Annotated in this window: 16 protein-coding genes; 10 read left to right on the plus strand and 6 right to left on the minus strand. The window is 58.6% G+C overall.

What is annotated here, in order from left to right:
- Window position 1 precedes the first annotated feature (1 nt).
- The 6 genes from SO180_RS19160 to aepX all read right to left on the minus strand — a co-directional run bounded on the left by SO180_RS19160 (window position 2) and on the right by aepX (window position 5,651).
- Window positions 2–604, minus strand: a complete 603-nt coding sequence (locus SO180_RS19160; protein ID WP_449380390.1) for a GNAT family N-acetyltransferase — start codon at window positions 602–604, stop codon at window positions 2–4.
- Window positions 498–1,661, minus strand: a complete 1,164-nt coding sequence (locus tag SO180_RS19165) for an aminotransferase-like domain-containing protein (protein WP_449380391.1) — start codon at window positions 1,659–1,661, stop codon at window positions 498–500. The genes SO180_RS19160 and SO180_RS19165 overlap by 107 nt, the downstream gene beginning before the upstream one ends.
- 36 nt (window positions 1,662–1,697) lie before the next feature.
- Entirely contained in the window at window positions 1,698–2,297 is a 600-nt protein-coding gene (locus tag SO180_RS19170; RefSeq protein WP_449380392.1) for a CDP-alcohol phosphatidyltransferase family protein, read from the minus strand.
- Window positions 2,298–2,469: 172 nt separating this feature from the next.
- Window positions 2,470–3,276: a phosphocholine cytidylyltransferase family protein gene (locus tag SO180_RS19175; RefSeq protein ID WP_449380393.1), complete on the minus strand. Its 807-nt coding sequence runs from the start codon at window positions 3,274–3,276 to the stop codon at window positions 2,470–2,472.
- Window positions 3,277–3,322: 46 nt separating this feature from the next.
- Entirely contained in the window at window positions 3,323–4,513 is a 1,191-nt protein-coding gene (locus SO180_RS19180) for an aminotransferase class I/II-fold pyridoxal phosphate-dependent enzyme (protein WP_449380394.1), read from the minus strand.
- A 280-nt stretch (window positions 4,514–4,793) separates the two neighbouring features.
- Window positions 4,794–5,651 (minus strand): phosphoenolpyruvate mutase, encoded by an 858-nt coding sequence (gene aepX, locus SO180_RS19185; RefSeq protein WP_449380413.1) that lies wholly within the window; start codon window positions 5,649–5,651, stop codon window positions 4,794–4,796.
- Window positions 5,652–6,514: 863 nt separating this feature from the next.
- On the opposite strand from aepX, the gene tssA reads away from it, so the two are divergent.
- From tssA to icmH, 10 genes are all read left to right on the plus strand, one after another.
- Window positions 6,515–8,119, plus strand: a complete 1,605-nt coding sequence (tssA, locus tag SO180_RS19190; RefSeq protein ID WP_449380395.1) for a type VI secretion system protein TssA — start codon at window positions 6,515–6,517, stop codon at window positions 8,117–8,119.
- A gap of 33 nt (window positions 8,120–8,152) precedes the next feature.
- Window positions 8,153–8,644 carry a type VI secretion system contractile sheath small subunit gene (gene tssB / locus SO180_RS19195; protein ID WP_449380396.1) on the plus strand — a complete coding sequence of 164 codons (492 nt, stop codon included), beginning with the start codon at window positions 8,153–8,155 and terminating at the stop codon, window positions 8,642–8,644.
- A 5-nt stretch (window positions 8,645–8,649) separates the two neighbouring features.
- Entirely contained in the window at window positions 8,650–10,149 is a 1,500-nt protein-coding gene (gene tssC / locus SO180_RS19200) for a type VI secretion system contractile sheath large subunit (RefSeq protein WP_449380397.1), read from the plus strand.
- Between the two features lie 15 nt (window positions 10,150–10,164).
- Window positions 10,165–10,581, plus strand: a complete 417-nt coding sequence (gene tssE, locus SO180_RS19205; protein WP_449380398.1) for a type VI secretion system baseplate subunit TssE — start codon at window positions 10,165–10,167, stop codon at window positions 10,579–10,581.
- Between the two features lie 4 nt (window positions 10,582–10,585).
- Entirely contained in the window at window positions 10,586–12,337 is a 1,752-nt protein-coding gene (gene tssF / locus SO180_RS19210; RefSeq protein WP_449380399.1) for a type VI secretion system baseplate subunit TssF, read from the plus strand.
- Window positions 12,301–13,284 (plus strand): type VI secretion system baseplate subunit TssG, encoded by a 984-nt coding sequence (gene tssG, locus SO180_RS19215; RefSeq protein ID WP_449380400.1) that lies wholly within the window; start codon window positions 12,301–12,303, stop codon window positions 13,282–13,284. Before tssF ends, tssG begins: the two co-directional genes overlap by 37 nt.
- A 671-nt stretch (window positions 13,285–13,955) precedes the next feature.
- Entirely contained in the window at window positions 13,956–15,653 is a 1,698-nt protein-coding gene (locus SO180_RS19220) for a type VI secretion system-associated FHA domain protein (RefSeq protein ID WP_449380401.1), read from the plus strand.
- On the plus strand, window positions 15,650–16,156 hold the full coding sequence (tssJ, locus tag SO180_RS19225) for a type VI secretion system lipoprotein TssJ (RefSeq protein ID WP_449380402.1): 507 nt from the start codon (window positions 15,650–15,652) through the stop codon (window positions 16,154–16,156). Before SO180_RS19220 ends, tssJ begins: the two co-directional genes overlap by 4 nt.
- A 71-nt stretch (window positions 16,157–16,227) precedes the next feature.
- Window positions 16,228–17,592, plus strand: a complete 1,365-nt coding sequence (gene tssK / locus SO180_RS19230; RefSeq protein WP_449380403.1) for a type VI secretion system baseplate subunit TssK — start codon at window positions 16,228–16,230, stop codon at window positions 17,590–17,592.
- Window positions 17,585–18,457 (plus strand): type IVB secretion system protein IcmH/DotU, encoded by an 873-nt coding sequence (gene icmH, locus SO180_RS19235; protein ID WP_449380404.1) that lies wholly within the window; start codon window positions 17,585–17,587, stop codon window positions 18,455–18,457. The genes tssK and icmH overlap by 8 nt, the downstream gene beginning before the upstream one ends.
- The last annotated feature ends 11 nt before the right edge of the window (window positions 18,458–18,468 follow it).

Raw genomic sequence — 18,468 nt, forward strand, 5'->3', positions numbered from 1 at the left:
GTCAAGCCCTCCTGCTGCGTCGCTGTTTTAAGCCGGCTTCTTCCCGATCGCCACGCTTCAGCTCATATAGTCCGACAAGGCCGGAGATGTGATGCGACACGCCGGTAACAACCGGTGCAAACCCGAGTTTCTCGTAGAAGCCGCTGACGCGTTCTTGTGCATAAAGCCAGACTGAGACTTCTCTGTTCGTGATCAGATTGCATGCCGTTTCAACCAGTTGGCGTCCAAGTCCCGCTCCGCGCAAATGGCTGACGACTGCGACTCCTCGAATCCGCCACGCAGCAGCGCTGTCCCCTGGAGGAGGCGCCGGCTCTCTAACAGCCGACGCAACTCCAACGAATCCATCTTGCGATGCCGCGGCGACATGAATGCTATCTGCTAGAAGATCGCCAGGCGAAATCGTATCCCTGGCATGTCTTTCGGGTCGGAGTTCTGATGTTCGTAGCGCGATAACGGCCGAAAGGGGAACGCGTAATATTTTGTGCATATCCCCTTCCTTAGCCATGTGCCTGCAGAGGGACGGCTTCGAGAGGGCTTTGTCTGGTCTTGCGGACCTCTCGTTCCAGTAGTTTGTCCAGGACTGAGAGCCCAACCACGAGATCATTCGAGCTCGGCGGCGCCGTGAGTGACACCCGGACCGCGTTCGGCACTCGGGAGTCGCTGACGGCGAAAACCTCCGCAGGACGTATGAGGATGCCGCACGTCTTTGCGGCGTCCACAAGCGTATGCTGCTCGATACAGTCCGGCAACGGCATCCAAATGTGGAGCGATCCAGGCTTCGTAACGTACTCAGCAGATGTCAGGATCTCGGATGCGATCGCATGGCGTTCGCGAATATCCGCCCTTATGGCGTCGATGATTTGTTGCGCAAGGTCGGCACGTATCCAGTGGTTTATTGTGAGAGCGGATAGAGCGTTCGGAAACCACCAGGATAATCTCTGTACCGGTGACACCAGTTCCCGCGCGCGCGTGGCAGTCGGCGCAAGCAGATAGGCAAAGCGCAAACCCATCGCGAAGCACTTCGAGACGCTCATGCAATACCACGTAATGTCTGGCGCAAGTGCAGCTATCGGGGGTGGGGCATCCGGATGCAGAAAGCCTAGTACGTCGTCCTCAATAATCGTAATCCCAAGCCTCCTGCACGTCTCCGCGAGGCGGACCCTCCGGGCGCGCCCCATCACCGCAGTCGTTGGATTGTGGACCGTGGGATTGCAAAACAACACTCGCTGGCCCGATCGTCCGCGACAGCCGTCCTCAAGGGCTTCGGGAATTAGTCCCTCTTGATCAACCGGTAGGCCGACCAGCTTCAACCCAGCGCGTGTCGTGAGTTGTCTCAATACGGCATAAGTGACCGATTCAGTGAACAGGGTTGCCCCCGGCTCGACCATTCCAAATAGTAGGTTCAACGCGCTCTGCGTGCCATTCGTCACAATAATCCGTTCGGGATCGGGCTCTGCGTCAAAACGGCCACGAAGCCAGCACGATCCGGCTTCAAGATCTTCCTTTGCTCCGCCCGGATGGTTGCGGCGGATATTCATTGGGACCGTATCCGAATGACAAATCTGCTGAAACGCCTGTTCGAGCGCTTCGTGGATAATGTGCGGTGCGGGCGGTAGGGCCGTCGTCAGGTCGATGGAAAACTCCAGGCTGGAGTCGGGCATCCATTCCTCCAAACAGTTATGTTGGCAGCGGTTCGTCTATGTTCTCGTTGCCAATATGATGGATGCCCCAACACAAAACGCAGTTACGACGAAGTACATGACGCCAGCCGTCTTCGGCACTCGGAGAGGCACAACGTGCAAGACAGCAAGAACGACGAGGACGAACGCGAACAGGTTGGGAAAGACCGCCTCTGGAATATCCGGGCGGAACAAGAACAAGATTGCCGTTACCGGTACGACGTAGGTGGTCGGCACTCCGATGAACCGGCCGCCCGGAGATCCGAATACGTTGAAGTAGCTGAGCCGCAAGGCGCTGGCCACAAGGAGAATCGCTCCTGCAGCAACTGAGATCGTTGAGCCATGGCCGATGATGATTGACGTTACTGCCGGAAAGACCCCGGCACTCACCAAGTCGGCGAGCGAATCCAGATTCTTGCCGACCCTTCTTGTCTCGACCCGGCGGCCTTGCATCCGCTGGGCCACGACGCCGTCGAGGTGATCGGCCAGCAATGCCCAGAGCACGATGGCTACGCCGATCTCCGGCAGACCCGCGATCGTAACATTGATACCGATAGCCGAGAGCACAAGACCTATTGCAGTCACGGCGTTGGCCGGATCGAGAAGCTGCCGGATCATTGGAGGCTCTCGCGACAAACAATCTTATGCCCAAACATCGGGGCTGAGGAACGGCGGTGATTTGCGGTGGCGAAGTCGCGTTCATCGGCGCGCACATCCTCCGTACTGTTGATCTTCCAGTGGACACCGTGACGGCGCGCAGCCGTGGCATGTCCGAACCGATTGATCATGATCACACCCTATTTGACGTCGCTAAAGCGCCATTTGGTCTGCCAGTGAGCCGCGGTCTCTCGCTGCGGAAAATCCGTTCGGCCATACGGAGGTCTGCCGTGCTGTCGATCTCAAACCATTTCAGGTCATCGCAGAGCGCGGCCTTAATCCTAAGTTTATCGTCAGCGATTAAACCGGCAAGAACCTGTTCGACAAAGGCCGTGCCACCTCCGGAGGCGAAAAGTGCATCTAATCGCGAAACGAGATGCTCCTTCAGCGTATTCCTGCCGAAGCGAAAGAGGTTGATCGTCTTGTAGAGTAGATCCGTTGATAGGTCCGCATTGCTTTGATTTAAGCGGAATTCGCGCACGTAGTCGTCCTCAGAGAGGAGCACGGCCGAGCCGGTCATCATTTCGTCGAAGATGTCGACCGCTGCGACATCGCCTTCATGTTCGAGCAGGCGGGACAGCGCAGAGCATTCGAAAATGACATCACCTTCCAACAGGAATACGTCGCCATTCATTAGAGTGTCGCGCGCGAGCCAAAGCGAATACGCACTGCCGGTGCGTTCGAATTCCGAAGATTCGACGTAAGTTATTTTCATGTTGCCGTATGCGTCGCCGCAGGACGCCGTGATGTCGTCCTTTCGGTAGCCGACGACAATGGTTGTTTCGGAAACGCCAAGGGCGGCGAGATTGCCGAGTGCGTTGTGCAAAATCGGCCTACCATGTACTTCGATTAATGGCTTCGGCCGTGTCTCGGTCAGAGGCCGCAGGCGCGAGCCGAGTCCCGCCGCAAGGATGATGGCTTGGCTTGGAATGTCGGGCATAATGTTAACCGTCTTTGATTACGGGCAGCTTGGCGGAGCTGATCATTCAGTTCCAGGTATTCAGAGTTTCGGTCAGACGCTGCAAGCCTTTGTCGAGTAATTCGAGATCGATGCCGTAGGAGAGTCGAACCCCGGCCGGGTCGCCAAAGGCGGTTCCGGAAACGGTTGCGACACCAGCATCCATCAGCAAGGCGTTAACAACGTCATCGGCATTGAATTCGCGACCATTACGCTTGGTGCGCCGCAGTAATTCGGTAAGATCAAGATAGAAGTAAAATCCACCTTGTGCAGCTGGCGAGGGCACCGATGTCAGCGCTGAGAGGATCGACAGCCCGTGCGCTCGCGCCTTGGCGACGTGCTTCTGCAACTGCATTTGGAATGCGGGATCACCGCGCTCCAGGAAATGGAGCAGCGCATGCTGTGCAATGACATTGGGATTGGACGTTGTATGGCTTTGTAGCGCCTTAGCTGCACTGATGACTGCCTTGGGCCCGGCGAGATAACCAATCCGCCAGCCGGTAAGGGCCAACGACTTGGAAAATGAATTGACAATCAAAGTACGATCGCGTGCCCGGGAGGCGACAGAAACGATCGGATGATGGGTATGTGGGGAATGGGCGAAAGCTCCGTAGCATTCATCGAAAATGATCCAGAGATCCCGGTCGATGGCGAGATCGGCAATGCTAACAAGAATGTCGCGGTCGTAGATCGTACCAGTCGGATTGTTCGGCGTGTTGACAACGATCGCTTTGGTCTTTGATGTAATGGCCGCCACCAGGTCCGTAAGTCTCGGGACAAAGTTATTATGTCGGGTCTCGATAAAGACCGGCCTGCCGCCGGCAACGACGATCTGGGCCGGGAACGTGGTCCAGTAGGGGGTCGGGATGAGGACTTCGTCCCCGGGGTTCAGAAGAGCCATAGCCGCATTGAAGAGTGCCTGTTTGGCGCCACTCGTCACCGCGATCTCGTCTGCCGACCAGGGTTGGGTGGTTTCGGCGGAGATCTTGCAAGCTAGTGCATGGCGCAACTCCATCAGACCGATCGTGTCAGTGTAGCGGTTGAGGTTGCGGCTGATAGCGGCGATTGCGCCCTCGCGCACCGATGGTGCTATATCGGCCCAAATCTCTCCGGCGGTCAAATCGATAATTTCCTTGCCCTTCGCGGCAGCTGCTTTGGCAGTGGCCCTCGCCGCGCCGGTGGCCGACGATTTGAGGATGGCTGTCCGTTGCGCCAACATGGCGTTTCCTTAGCTTCAGAGCGGTGGCGTAGAGCCGCCGGGAAATCTGTCGAAAGGTGACCTCAAACGAAGGAATTATGTTCCGCGTCGGTCGTTCTCCGAGATGGAGCCAACGGGTGGAAATGCACAGAGCGGCCACCTAAGAGCCGTCATATCTCCAACGTCGGGAGAATAAAGAAACCAGTCGTCGAGGGTGAAGCGTGGCGATTGGGCGGTCGGTTGCATGGCAGCATTCCCTGACGAATATGTTATTGTGTGCATGAGAGGTGACTTCCGTAGGTCACTGGGGAATCAGATATCGCGCTTCCGCACGGGCGAGCTCGTCGTATCCCAACAGCGCAAAGACCTCTTCGAGTGTCGCGATACATGGCTCAACGCCGGCAATGCCTTCCTCGGCCATGATATTATCGCAGACTTGCCGCATTGCTGCCGTTGCGGCTCGCATGGAGTGGTTCGCCCAGATCACTGTCGAAATATCGGCATCGCGATATGCTGAGACCGAGGTTCGGAAGTATTTCGTTGGAACGATGACGACCGGCAGCCGGTTCTGCCAGGCGCTCACAAACGATAGGATCTCGTCCGCGCTGCTCTTTCGTGAATGGATAAGGATCGCATCGGCTCCCGCGTCAGCGTAAGCGTGAGCGCGCAGAATTGCTTCATCCATTCCGTGGCCGCCGATCAGGGCCTCGGTCCGAGCAACGAGGACTAGGTTGTCCGCGACTGTATCCTTCACGGCCCGCAGACGGCCGGAGAATTCATTGATATCGGCGAGGGGATGCCGCTCGCCAACGAATGAGTTCGTCTTCGGAAAACAGCTGTCCTCGAGTGCGATGCCGGCTGCGCCACGCTGACGGAGCTTGCGTGCCAAGAGGCGTGCATTATTGAAGTTCCCAAAGCCACCATCGCCATCAACGAGCACTGGAAGCTCGGCCGAGTCCACGATGCGCTCGACAACGTCGACGAACTGACTCCATGAAGCTTCGTTGGCATCGCGGTAACCGAGAGAGGTGGCAATCGACAGGCCCGACGCCCAAAGACCTTTGAATCCTGCACGCTTGGCGATCGCGGCGGAGAGTCCGTCATGCGCTTCCATGAGGAACGAGAGCTCGCTATTGGAGCAAACCAGAGCGCGCAGCATTTCTACGGACGACGAAACAGCCGACCGGCTAGGTTCGTTATCGAATACATATTGTGGTTGATGTTGCATGCCGAATTCCTTGCAGGTCACGTTGGACCTACCGACCTTCATCAAAGGACCTACCGACGTTCATCAAACGATAGGTGACACGCTTCCGTCATGTAGATCAATTGCTAGCGTTGGTAGTTGACTGAGGCGCAAGAATGTTATGTCGCGGTCGAATTGATGCATGGCGTCGCGAGTGCCGTCCTGACAATCATGAAGCGTGCGATCGTTGGGGTAGAATTGAAAAACATACGTTCGATCAGAGTCCATTTGTCCGCCGATTCTGTCATCGCTGCTTCAATGTCCGATCGTGACAGTCTTCTTTGTTGGAGCCTCGGGCGGGGCGCTAAGCCCAGGTTCCTCGCATTGTAGGACCTTCGGCTTGGTCGAGCCTTTCGAGTGGTCGAATTAAGGCATGGGGCTCTCGCCGTTGACTCGGATCACGGTGCCACCTCAACTTGCACAATAGTTGCCGTGAATCAGCGTTTCAGGCGCAAACCTGGAGCTAGGGATTTCTCTACTGAGCTCAATAACTCCTCTGAGCAAGCACCTGCGAGGTCGAGCTCAAGCGTCTCCGATGTCGACTGTCGAAGTTGCGACAGGCTGTCGGGCCGACACGAGCAGATATTCTTACAAATCAAGCATCCACAATTGGCACGAGCCTTGAAAGGTGGATGTCATCCAGCATCGCCTCCATAACGAGTCGGAGTGATGGCATACAAGAATCACGCTCAGTTCACTGGAGGCGGCGGACATGAAGCCGACCGCTCCAACGCCGCTACGCGCCTCAACGCGCGTCCGCGCACGGGTTTGTCACCGTGATCGAACCGGCGGGCATAGCGGTTCGTGCTGACGTCGATGCTCGCGTGCTCTACGGCGCCGCACCTGTGCCGGGCGCCGTGCCTGCCGGTGCTGACGTCCGTGATGCGGCCGACTTTGAGCAGCTCGAAGCCGAGGTGCGGGGTATGGATGCCGACGGGCCAGCCGCGGTTGATTGGCGAAAGGTCAGTAAGCTGTCGCTTCATATCCTGGCGAACCAGTCAAAAGACATTCTGATTGCCTGTTGGGCTGTCTATGGTCTCTTTCGCATCGAGGGATATCAAGGTCTCGCCGTCGGGTTAGCAATCTTGCGCGGCATGGTGGACGCACATTGGGAAGGACTCTATCCTCTGATCAAGCGAGAACGTGCACGGGTCGGAGCGGTCGATTGGCTTGTCGGTCGCCTTGGGCCGGCGGTGGCTGAAAATGCGGCGACTGAAGCCGATTATCCAGCGGTGCTTGCCGCCTATGAAGCGCTTCATGACCTGGACCGTCAGTTCGGCGAGAAATTGGTCAAGGAGCACGTTACCTTGGGCGAACTTATCCGAGCGCTGATGCCGCAGTACGAGAAAGCCAAACGCGCGACCGCCGAGGCGGCGGATCGTGTGGCCGATAGGGCCTGTGCTGTCGAAGAGACCTCGGCCGCGCCGGCGGAGGTTTCACCGCCGGCTGGCGGGGCTCAACAGGCGCCGCCAGATCTGGCGGTACAGGCCGGCGTCGATGACTGGGCCGACTTTGCGGAGCGTTTGCCGGATATGCTCCGGCAGGCCGCTGCCGCCATGCGCCTCGCCTCGCTGGCAAACCCGAAGGCCTATCTGCTCAATCGCGTCGGTTCGTGGATGCGATTTGACTCGCTCCCGCCCGATTCGGGCAGCCGCACCGAGGTATTTCCGCCCGCCGATAGCATCGTCGCGTTAGAAGCAAAAGTGATTGCCGGTCAGCAGGCCGATGTCGTGAATTTGGCCGAAGAGATCGCCTGGACGGGACCGTTCTGGCTCGACGCTCACCGGCATGCAGCCGACGCGCTGGAGCAAATGGGGCCGTCATTTGAGACGGCGGCCACGGTGGTACGCGGGGCGGTGACTATGCTGGTTACACGCTATCCGCGGATCTTGGAGTTTCATTTCAACAACGGCAGGCCGTTTGCAGATGACGAAACGCGTGCCTGGGCCGCCGCCGTGATAGACGCGACGACGAGCCCTGACCTCGCGGAGGAAGCGGTCGCTGACGCATACAAGCTCATCGGCGGCGGGCAACCGCAGGCGGCGCTGGAGAGGCTGTCGCGTGCGCTGGACGGCGCGACCGACGAACGTGCGCGTTTCGTCGGCCAACTTGCGCAAGCACGTTTCTGCGTCGATACCGGATTCGTCACGACCGCGGTTCCGCTGCTCGAGCACATTGAAGGGGTTGTCGCTAAGCGCGACCTAGAAAGTTGGGAACCTTTGCTTGCGCTTGAGGCTGCTGAACTCCGCTTCCGCGCAATGACCCATTCCGAGTCGCAACAGATGATTGACGAGCCTCGCCGTCGCCTCGCGCTGGAGCAGATCCGAACTCGAGCAGCACGGATCGACATTGCGCGGGCGAGCCGCCTAGGTCGCGGCTGAGTCGTCAAAGCCAAAGGACTAACGGGAGCTGGTATGGCACAGGAAAGCTCGGTCGCTCCGAAGGAGCGCGTTAATATTCGCTTCAAGCCGGCAACCGGCAACCTCAAGGAGGATGTCGAGCTGCCGCTCAAGCTAATGATTTTGGGCGACTTCACCGGACGGGTCGATGACTGTCCCATTGAGGACCGAGAACTCGTCGATATCAACAAGGACAACTTTAACGAGGTCGTTAAAGGGAAGGAACTGAGCCTGGACATCTTGGCCGAGAACAAGCTCGACGAATCGCCTGAGGCCGGCAAGCTGTCAGTAACGCTGAAGTTTGAGAGCCTGAAGGATTTCGAGCCAGAGCGCGTCGCGCAACAAATTTCAGAAGTTCGAGCTTTGACCGAATTGCGCGCGGCCCTGATTGCTTTGAAAAGCCCGCTTGGCAACATGCCTAACTTCCGCAAAGCCATCCAGAACTTGCTCGAAGACGACGGTGCGCGGCCGCAGCTCGTCAGCGAGCTCACCAGTAAGCCGGAGTGAGTGCTATGAGTGGCGGTGTTATGGCCGATGCAAGCGCGCAGCAACCTGCCGAAGTCGCCACTACGACTACTGAGCTTTCGCTGCTTGATCAGGTTCTCGTCGAAACCAAAATCACACCGTGCGACGAGGGGTACGATCTCGCCCGTCGGGGTGTCGCGGCTTTCCTTGCCGAGCTCGTCAAACCGGAGCGGGCCGATGGGATGGTCAACAACGCGCTCATCGATCAGATGATCGCGGAGATCGATCGCAAGATCTCGGCTCAGCTGGACGCCGTGCTGCATACCGATGAGTTCCAAAAGCTCGAGTCAGCTTGGCGCGGCCTCAAGTTCTTGGTCGACCGAACCGATTTCCGTCAGAACATCAAGGTAGAACTTCTCAGCGTCAGCAAGGACGAGCTGCTCACCGATTTCGAAGACAGCCCGGAGATCGTCAAGTCCGGTCTGTATAAGCTCGTCTACTCAGCCGAGTTTGGCCAGTTTGGCGGCCAGCCCGTCGCAGCCATGATATCGGCCTATGAATTTGGCAGTTCGAGCCAAGATGTTAAGCTCATGCGCTACATGAGCGCGGTGGGCGCCATGTCACATTCGCCTGTCATCGCCTCAGCCGGGCCTGAAATGTTCGGCGTCGAACGCCACGAGGAGATCGCTAATCTCAAGGACTTGCAATCGATTTTCGAGGGGCCGAAATATGCCAAGTGGAATTCGTTCCGCGAAAGCGAGGACGCTCGCTACTTCGGCTTGACGCTTCCGCGTTTCCTGCTGCGCTTGCCCTATGGACCGGGGACAATTCCGGTAAAGAGTTTCAATTATCAGGAAGCTTCGGATGGCGAGACAGTTAACTATCTGTGGGGTAGCGGCGCCTTTGCTTTCGCAACCCGCCTGACCGAAAGCTTCGCCAAGTATCGCTGGTGCCCAAACATCATCGGCCCACAGTCAGGTGGGGCGATAGAGGACCTCAATCTGCACACCTATGAGTCGATGGGGCAGTTGCAAAGCAAAGTACCTACGGAGGTGCTCATCTCGGACCGGCGCGAGTTCGAGCTCGCCGAACAGGGCTTCATTGCATTGACCATGCGCAAGGGCTCGGACAACGCCGCTTTCTTCTCGGCCAATTCCGTGCAAAAGCCGAAATATTTCGGCAACACCCAGGAAGGGAAGACGGCCGAACTCAACTACAAGCTTGGTACCCAGCTGCCGTATATGTTCATCATCAATCGGTTCGCACACTATATTAAGGTGCTGCAGCGTGAGAACATCGGTTCGTGGAAGAGCAGGGAAGAGCTGCAGAGCGAGCTCAACGACTGGATCCGCCAATATGTTTCCGATCAGCAGAATCCATCGGCAGACGTCCGCTCGCGCCGTCCGTTGCGCAAGGCGGAGATCGCCGTTGAAGATGTCGACGGTGAACCGGGATGGTATCGCGTCGGCATATCCGTCGTCCCACACTTGAAGTACATGGGCGCGGATTTTGCTTTGACGCTAAAGGGCAGGCTCGACAAGCAATAAAGGCGCGGGCAGACGATGTTCGACCACAGTCTTATTGAGCGCTTGGAAGAAGCAGCCGTGACCATGGTCCCATCGCAGAATCATTTTTCGTTCGCCCGCCTCCAAGCGAGTATCCTGGAAAACCTGCGCCGGATCTTGAACTCGCGCCAGGGCTGTTGTGAGACGCGACCCGACTATGGCATGCCCGATCTGAACGACGCGATCGGGCAGGGCATCGATGCGGTTCGCGCGGTCGCTCGTACGCTCAAGCAGGAGATCGAGACGTTCGAACCCCGACTGGGGAATGTTTCGATCCGCTTTCATGCCGATCCCGACAAGCCGTTACAGCTGGCGTTCCACGTAACCGCAATGGTGAGCTACAACGACCAGGTCGAGCGCGTCTCGTTCGATACGATCGTGAGCGACGACAGGCGCGTCCTCTTGAGGGGCTGAAACGGTGGCCCTCAACCCGTATTACGAGGATGAACTGTCTTATTTGCGCGGGCTTGGCCGCGACTTTGCAGAGGCCAATCCGGAGCTCGCTCCCTTTCTCGGGCGTGATGCGACCGATCCAGACGTAGAGCGGCTCTTGGAAGGCTTTGCCCTCCTCGTGGCACGGCTGCGCCAGAAGCTCGACGACGAGTTTCCAGAATTCGTCCATGACCTGTTGCGGATGGTATGGCCACAATATCTTCAACCCCTGCCGCCCATCACGACGCTGGCATTTGCCGTGAAGCCGTCAGTGAGCGCCGGAAGTGTGAACTTGCCTGCCGGCACGAGCATCCGCTCGCGTCCAATCGAGGGAACGAATTGCGCGTTTGTCACCTGCTACCGAATTGACGTGCTGCCGCTGGAGATCGATGACGTCGAGCTCGAGAACCGGACGAGTTCGGCTCGCCTTACCCTGGCGATCAAGGCAACCGGTCGACAAAACCTGTCATGTCTTCGAAAGGGCCGGCTCCGTCTCTTCTTTTCGACGGAACGAGAGCCGCAAGTAGGGCGCTGTCTATTGACCTGGCTGTGCCGTTACGTCACGGGAGCGACGGTCACCGTGGCGGATGAACAGGTCGTTGCCGCCATCGGGCCAACACAAATCACGCCGGTCGGTTTTGGCGATGATGAGGCGGTTTTGCCCTGGCCATCTAACGAATTCTCAGGATTCCGGATCATTCAAGAATATCTGAGTTATCCCTCGAAATTCCTCTACGTCGAATTGTCCGGTCTCGATCCGGCCGGGGCCAAGACGGAGAGCGAATGCAAGCTTAGCATCGAGTTTCACCGTCCGTTCCCCGCGCAATTGCGCGTAAGCAAAGATCAGATTCGTTTGAACTGCACGCCGGCCATCAATGTTTTCAGTCACGAGGGGGCGCCGATCCGCCTGGAGCGGAAGAAAACGGAATATCGCGTGCTTTCCTCCGGGGGACCCAACTTCAGCATCCGGTCCGTCGATCGCGTGACCGGTCACGTGCAAGGACACCCCGAACGCATCGAATTCGAGCCGTTCGGTCTGTTGCGCCACGATCTGCCTGGCGAGGGTCGCAACCGGGCTTACTTTCGCGAGCGCATTCGCCCCGCAGTAGTCGGCCGAGGCATCGATCACTATGTGAGTTTCGTTGATCGGCTCGACATCGCCCAACATCCGCCGATCGATGTCGTCTCGCTTCGATTGACCTGTTCCAACGGACCTATCGCCGAGCGGCTGCCGGTTGGTGCGGTGGACCAGCCTTCCTCCGACACGCCTCGTTCCGTCACCTTTTCCAACATTACCGGTGTCGTTGCAGAGGTGCCACCACCGATCAATGCCGGCCTGTTGCGGCGCCTGACGGCCAATCTGGCGCGCAACTACGGCTCCATGGTCAATATCGATGCCTTGCGGACTGTTATTTCCAGCTACGATTTTCGAGCGGTGTACGACCGTCAGGCGCGCCGTCGCCTGGAGCTGTTACTCGAGGGCCTCGACCGGTTCACGACCACCGATACCGATCATGTGGTGCGCGGCGCGCCGATCCGGATGCGCAACATCGAATTGGCCGTGGCCGACAGCAAGATCGGCAGTGAGGGCGAATTATTCCTATTGGGCTCGGTACTCGACGGCTTCCTCGCCGCCTTCGCCGGCATCAACATGCTGCACCGGTTTTCGATCCATGGCACGGAGAGCAACGCGCACTACACATGGCCAGCGAGAATCGGACAGATCACGCCGTACTGACCGCGCCCGACGATGTCAAGGAGCTCGCGACTTACGGATTTTTCTCTCTCGCAGCCCTTCTTGAACGGCGCTTCAGCGATGCTCCACCAATCGGATCCACCGACGATCCCGGGCGCGAGGCCGTGCGCTTCCGCGCGGCGCCAATGCTCGGCTTTCCCGCCGAAGAGATCGCGGAGATCAGCCAAGTCAAGGCCGGCAAGCGGCTGGAGGTGTTTGTCAATTTCCTGGGGCTGCACGGCCCATCCTCGCCGTTGCCCCCCTTTTTTACCGAACGCGTCATGCATGGGGACGGCACTGGAGCGCTCGGCCAGTTTTTCGACTTTTTCAATCACCGTCTGATTAGCCTGCTGCTGCGAATTTGGAGGTACTATCGCCACCATTTGCGTTTCGAGGAGGGAGCAACAGACGCGATCTCGGTGCTGGTCGGTGCGCTTTTTGGGCTCATGCTCGCGGAAAACACAGCTGATGACCGGGAATGGCGGGCCCGGTTGCTGCCTCATGCAGGTCAGCTTGCCTTGTACAGTCGATCGGCATCGCTCGTAGCCGGCGTCATTTCCAACCATTTGGGCATTCCGGCCCGGGTTGAAGAATTCATCTGGCGCGAAATCGATATTCCGCCAGAAGCGCAGTGGCGTCTAGGTAATCCCGGTATTCAGCTCGGCTTTGATACTCTTGCTGGCGAAACGATGCCGGACATCATGGGCAAATTTCGGCTTCGCCTCGGTCCGCTCAGCAAGCAACAGTTTTTGTCGCTGCTGCCCGCTCGCGAGGCCCACGCCATCCTTTGCCGTCTTATGAGTGCCATTTTGCGCGAGCCGCTGGCCTGGGACCTCAAGCTAGAACTGGCGGCGGGAGAGATGTCGGAATGGGTTCTTGGTGAAGGAGAATTGGGCTGGACGACGTCGATAGAACCACTTGAGGCGATAGAGAACTCAGTTCTGCTGTGATTGCCGTCGCAAGTTCATTCGGCAGGTTCGATGTAACTCCGGCGCGCGCTTCTGGCGGGCCTTCGTTTTAACACCTTAAAAGGGCTAACCCAGAGGATAGGGCCGCGGGCATCCAGCGGCCGTCGAAGTGGCCGTTGCCGAGCCTGCCAGGATCGGGGACGCCGGCGATGAAGTGGAGGGCGTCATATCGGAGCAGCCCCAGGTTGACCCTTGTCTAGTATCTGACAGCCATAGCGCCACTGTCACGTTCAGAACACCGGCCGCGATTTGCAGCGTCTCGGCTTTCAAGTCCCAATCAGTAGTTTGGAGCGCGATAGCCGTTGGCACGGCGGTTGCTAGCAGGATGCCGCAAGACTGAGGGAGTTTAAGTGCAGGCGGACACGCAGGACGAGCGATGATCTTCTTCTCCTGCACCCGTGTGACTCGCTTTTGAGAGGGAAAAGTCAGTGCGTCCTTCACCGTGCCCGAGAGCGCACAAAACGCGAATGAGCGCGCGAAACGGTCGATCGACCTCACAACATGGAAGGAGGTAGCTTCGTTGGCGCCTCGCACAAGTCTCGTCTGGCGGGCGCATACGCGGGCGCGCTGAAAAGCGAAGTCGAACAAGGCATGGGATGCATCTCATACTCGGAATTATCGGAGAGAACGCGCAAGCCCTGGGCCGAAACGCAATGCATACGTTCGGACCGGAAGGTGGCGTTATCGGGCGGGGACTTGGCTGCGACTGGCAGCTTCCGGATCCAACCAAGACTTTATCGGCACGCCATGCGCAGATCGCCTTCAACGGTCTCGGATTCTCCGTCACGGACACCAGCACCAACGGCGTCTACGTCAACACCATCGACGCGCCGTTGGGACGCGGCAACACGGCGCCGTTGGCCGATGGCGATACATTATATATGGCAAGCTACATCATCTCGGTCATGATCGAGTACGATCCTGACGAGAAACGTCAGCAGCTCGGGCTAACAGGTTCGAACGCCGTGCGCATCGGTGGCGCAGCGCCGGCCGTGCCGTCGCCCTCAGTCGCGCAGGAGCTGGCCGATGTGCCCCTTACGGCTCCCGGGCTGTTGGGCAGGGATATAGATATTTCGCTCGATCCGTTAACCGCGATCGACGGGTGCAGGTCGTCCTCCCATCCAGCTGCGGAAGAGAGGCTGCAGGCGGTCGTTTCACCACAAGTGCGCGATCTATTGTGTCTCCTTGAAGACGCGGTTCCCGCCAAGAACGCGGGATCAGCCGAGCCAGATCTGCTCTCAGACTTGTCTCGGATGGCGCAAGTGTCGAGCATGGCCGACACGGAGATGCCGTCCTTGCATGCGCGGCTGCGCGAACCTCCTTCGCATCCGTTGCCACAGGCTGAGACCTCATTTGTCGAGCCATTGCATCGACCGCCTACACTCCTCAAGGAAAGTTGGACTGCACCGGCGACTGGTCGTCCTGGACTGATTATTCCAGAGGACCTTGACATTGGCGATCTATTGCCGGAAGGGGACTCAATCAGAGCGCCGCCGCCTGCGCCGGCATTAGAGGCGAATTCGCGCCTCGACGCACCAAGCACCCCACTTCAAGTCACGTCCAATCCGATCAATTCCGCTTCTGCCGATCGTGGACCACTGAGCGCTCCCGATGCATCGGATGTGCGTCCTGGAGAGCACCGGCTCGATGGGGCGGCGGTCATAAGCGAGCAAGCTGCGGGAAGGCCGATCGAGGGTCCGCAGGTGCACGACACAACGTGTTTTGCAGCCTCACTTTCCCCCGCGTCATCGCCGGCAGAATCGGATGAACTGCAGGAGTTCTGGAACGCATTGGGGGTCGATCCGGGGTGTCTGCCGTTAGCGCAGCGCCAGGAGGTCCTCGCTGAACTCGGCCGCGCGATCGCCGAAACGGCCAAGGGTCTGCAATCGACTCTGGCCGCGTGGACCAAGTTCATGAACGAACTCCACATTGAGGCGGCACGCGGACGCGCTGATGACAAAAATGCATTCAAGTTTATGAAGAGCGGTCATAGCGCGCTGCGCGCGGCGCTTGCGAAGGATCATGCTTTACTGCCGCTTTCCCGATCGGTCCGTGATGGGTTCTGCGACATCAAAGCGCATGAGATCGCAGCCATAGCGGCGATGCGAGGGGCGGTCAGCAATGTCTTGACGGATATGAGTCCACAACGGATCGAGAGTGATGGCGCCAATAGAGGTCTCTTCGCCACCCGCATCAACAAGGCCAAGCTGTGGGACCGGTTTGTCGAGCTGCACGCGTCCATGGTCAATGACATTGACCGGACTGCGCGCATCTATATCGCAGAGGAGTTTACCCGAACCTGCAACACGCGGCTCTCGGCACCTGGCTCAAGCGAGCGGAACGCGACATGACAGTGCCGCCGACCAAACTTCAGCGCTTGTCTCTCGTTGGCGGAGCGTTCCTGGCGGCCGCCGCGGTGGCCAGCTGCTCGATCGACAAGACCTTGAAGACAACGCCACTCAAATTCGTCATCCACAGCGATCCGCTCGTTAATCAGAACGCGCGCGGTGAGCCGTCGCCTGTTGTCGTGCGCATTTATGAGCTTAAGTCGACGACTAATTTCGACCGGGCGCAGTTCTTCGAGCTGTTTGACAACGACGCCAAACGCCTCGGGCCCGACCTGGTGGCCAAGCGCGAGACTGAACTCAAGCCTGGCGAGAAATACGATTTCGAGCGCAACACGCCCATTGAAACTCGCTATATCGGAGTGATCGCCGGTTTCAGGCTGGGTAACGATGCGCAATGGCGATCAACGACCGAAATCAAACCCGACCGAGACAACACCATCTTGGTGAAATTGACGGCGCATGCGATCAGCGTTGAAGCCAGCCAAAACTGGTGGAAGATCTTCTGATCGCCTCTGTCGCCGTCGAGGCGAGGCTCTGAGCAGATCCCGGCTTTTGGAGTTCACAAGGCGATATGGCGATGTCTGGGGCGAGTAAACCGATCTGGTCGGAAGGCATGTTGGTGCGGCCGCAGCACCTGCAGCAATACGACCGCTGGGTCGAGCAACTGCTCGAGAATCGCATCGCCGGTCTGATCGGTCACGGTTGGGGTGTTCGGAGGATCGCCTTCGATCGTGGCTGCCTCGCGCTCGGGCAGGTCGTCCTTACCGAGTTTGAAGGCATTATGCCCGACGGTACTGCGCTTCGCTTGCCTGAGCACGGTCAGCTTCCACCTGGACGAACACCTCCAGCTGCGGCGAAGAACTTGCAGGTCAAGATCGCTGTGGCGCGGCGCCGGCACGCCGGCAATGAACTCTCTCCTGGGGATGCCCCTACGAGCCGTCATCGTCAGGAGGTCCTTCAGGTCCGGAATGCGACCGCGCCTGAGAAGCCTCCCGTCGATATCGATGTTGCAGCGCTGACAACGCTTCTTGTGTTCGACAGTGAGGAGCAGGGCGAGCTGATTACGATGCCTATTGGTCGAATCCACGAGATCGATTCGGCCGGCGCCATTACGTTGACCGACACCTACCTCCCGCCGGCCCTCGATATCCATGCGGTCCAACCGCTGATTGCACTGTTGAACGAGGTTAGGTCGCTGCTTCGGACCCGCGCTGAGGCTCTTGCTGCGCGCGCTGATCCGTCACGATCGAGGGCAGATGGCGCGGGGCTGATCGATCTTGTCACGTTATCCATCGTGAACAGCGCCGAAGCCGTTTTCGACCATTTCGCAGCAACGCGCGGGCATCATCCCGAAACCCTCTTTCGCGCGCTGCTCGGCCTCGCGGGACAGCTGTCAAGTTTCGCCGGCGACCGCCGGATACCCGCAAATATGCCTGCCTATTGTCACGAGGATCTCGAACCCGCCTTCACAGCTCTGGTACGTATTCTGCGCGAGCTGTTGTCCGTCGTGATCCAAGGCGCCGCGATATCGCTCCCGCTGCAGGATCGCGGTTATGGCATACTGATTGCTGTCATTGCTGATCGCGCCTTATTTCAGGACGCTCGCTTCATTCTTGTAGCAGTGGCAAGTGTAGCCACCGAGACGCTGCGGAACCAGCTTCCCGCGCAAATGAAGGTAGGCTCGGTCGAGCAGATTCGAGATCTCGTCAATCTTCAGCTCCCGGGTATTCCTGTTCGCGCACTGCCCGTGGCACCGCGCCAGTTACCCTACATCCAGAACGCTTTCTATTTCGAACTCGATCAATCAGTAGAGCTGTGGCGCACCCTGCCGCGCTCGGCGGCCTTTGCTTTCCACGTCAGCGGTGACTACCCGGATCTGCATCTCGAATTCTGGGCTGTCCGCGGAGAACGTGTGGCTAACCAGGCTGAAATACATGGATGAGCCGACAGTCATTGGACGCAGACCGCTCGGTCCGACCCGTCATATTCAACGCGACCAATCGTCCCTTCGCGTTCCGTCCAAGGTCGCCGCAGCGGCCTTCCCCGTCACGCCATCACCCGCACCCGGCGAAGTGCGGATCGCCAATCATGCTGAAATTGTCGCACAAAGTCTGTTCGAGCCAACGGCGCCGGAAGACGCTTTGGTTGCGGCCGCGACACCGATCTTTCTAATTGTCGCGCAACTTCGCATGGTCGAGAACGCAGATATAGCGGCGATGCGTCGCGGAACTGTCGAGCAAATTCGCCGCTTCGAAGAGTGGGCCGTCAAGAACCAGGCCAGTCGCAGCGATGTGAGCGCTGCGCGTTACGTCATCTGCGCGCTGGTCGACGAAGCGGTGATGACCACGCCATGGGGCAGTGAAAGCGCCTGGAGCGACAATAGCCTGCTCAACCAGTTCCACAACGAGACGTGGGGCGGCGAAAAGGTCTTCCAGATCGTCGAGCGCGTCCAGGCCGAGCCCACCAAATACCTCGCACTGCTTAAACTCATCAATCTCTGCTTGCTGATGGGCTTTGAAGGCAAATATCGCGTCATGGATGGAGGGCGCGAGCGGCTTGAAGACCTGCGTTCGGAGGTCCGTCGCCTTTTGGGGAAATACACCACCGCGCCGCCCGCAGAACTGTCGGGCGAATGGCGTGGCGTCAAAGCCCGCACCGGGCTGCACACTTACGGTTCCTTGTGGACCGTTTTCGCCATTGCCGCTTTTGTGATGCTCATCGGCTACATCTTTTTCCGGTGGCGCCTCGGAAACCAAATGGCGGATGTCGAGCAGTTGCTCGAGTCGATCGGCCGTTCAGGGCGTTAGGGGAGGTGCAG

This window comes from Bradyrhizobium sp. UFLA05-112 (genome assembly GCF_053572325.1).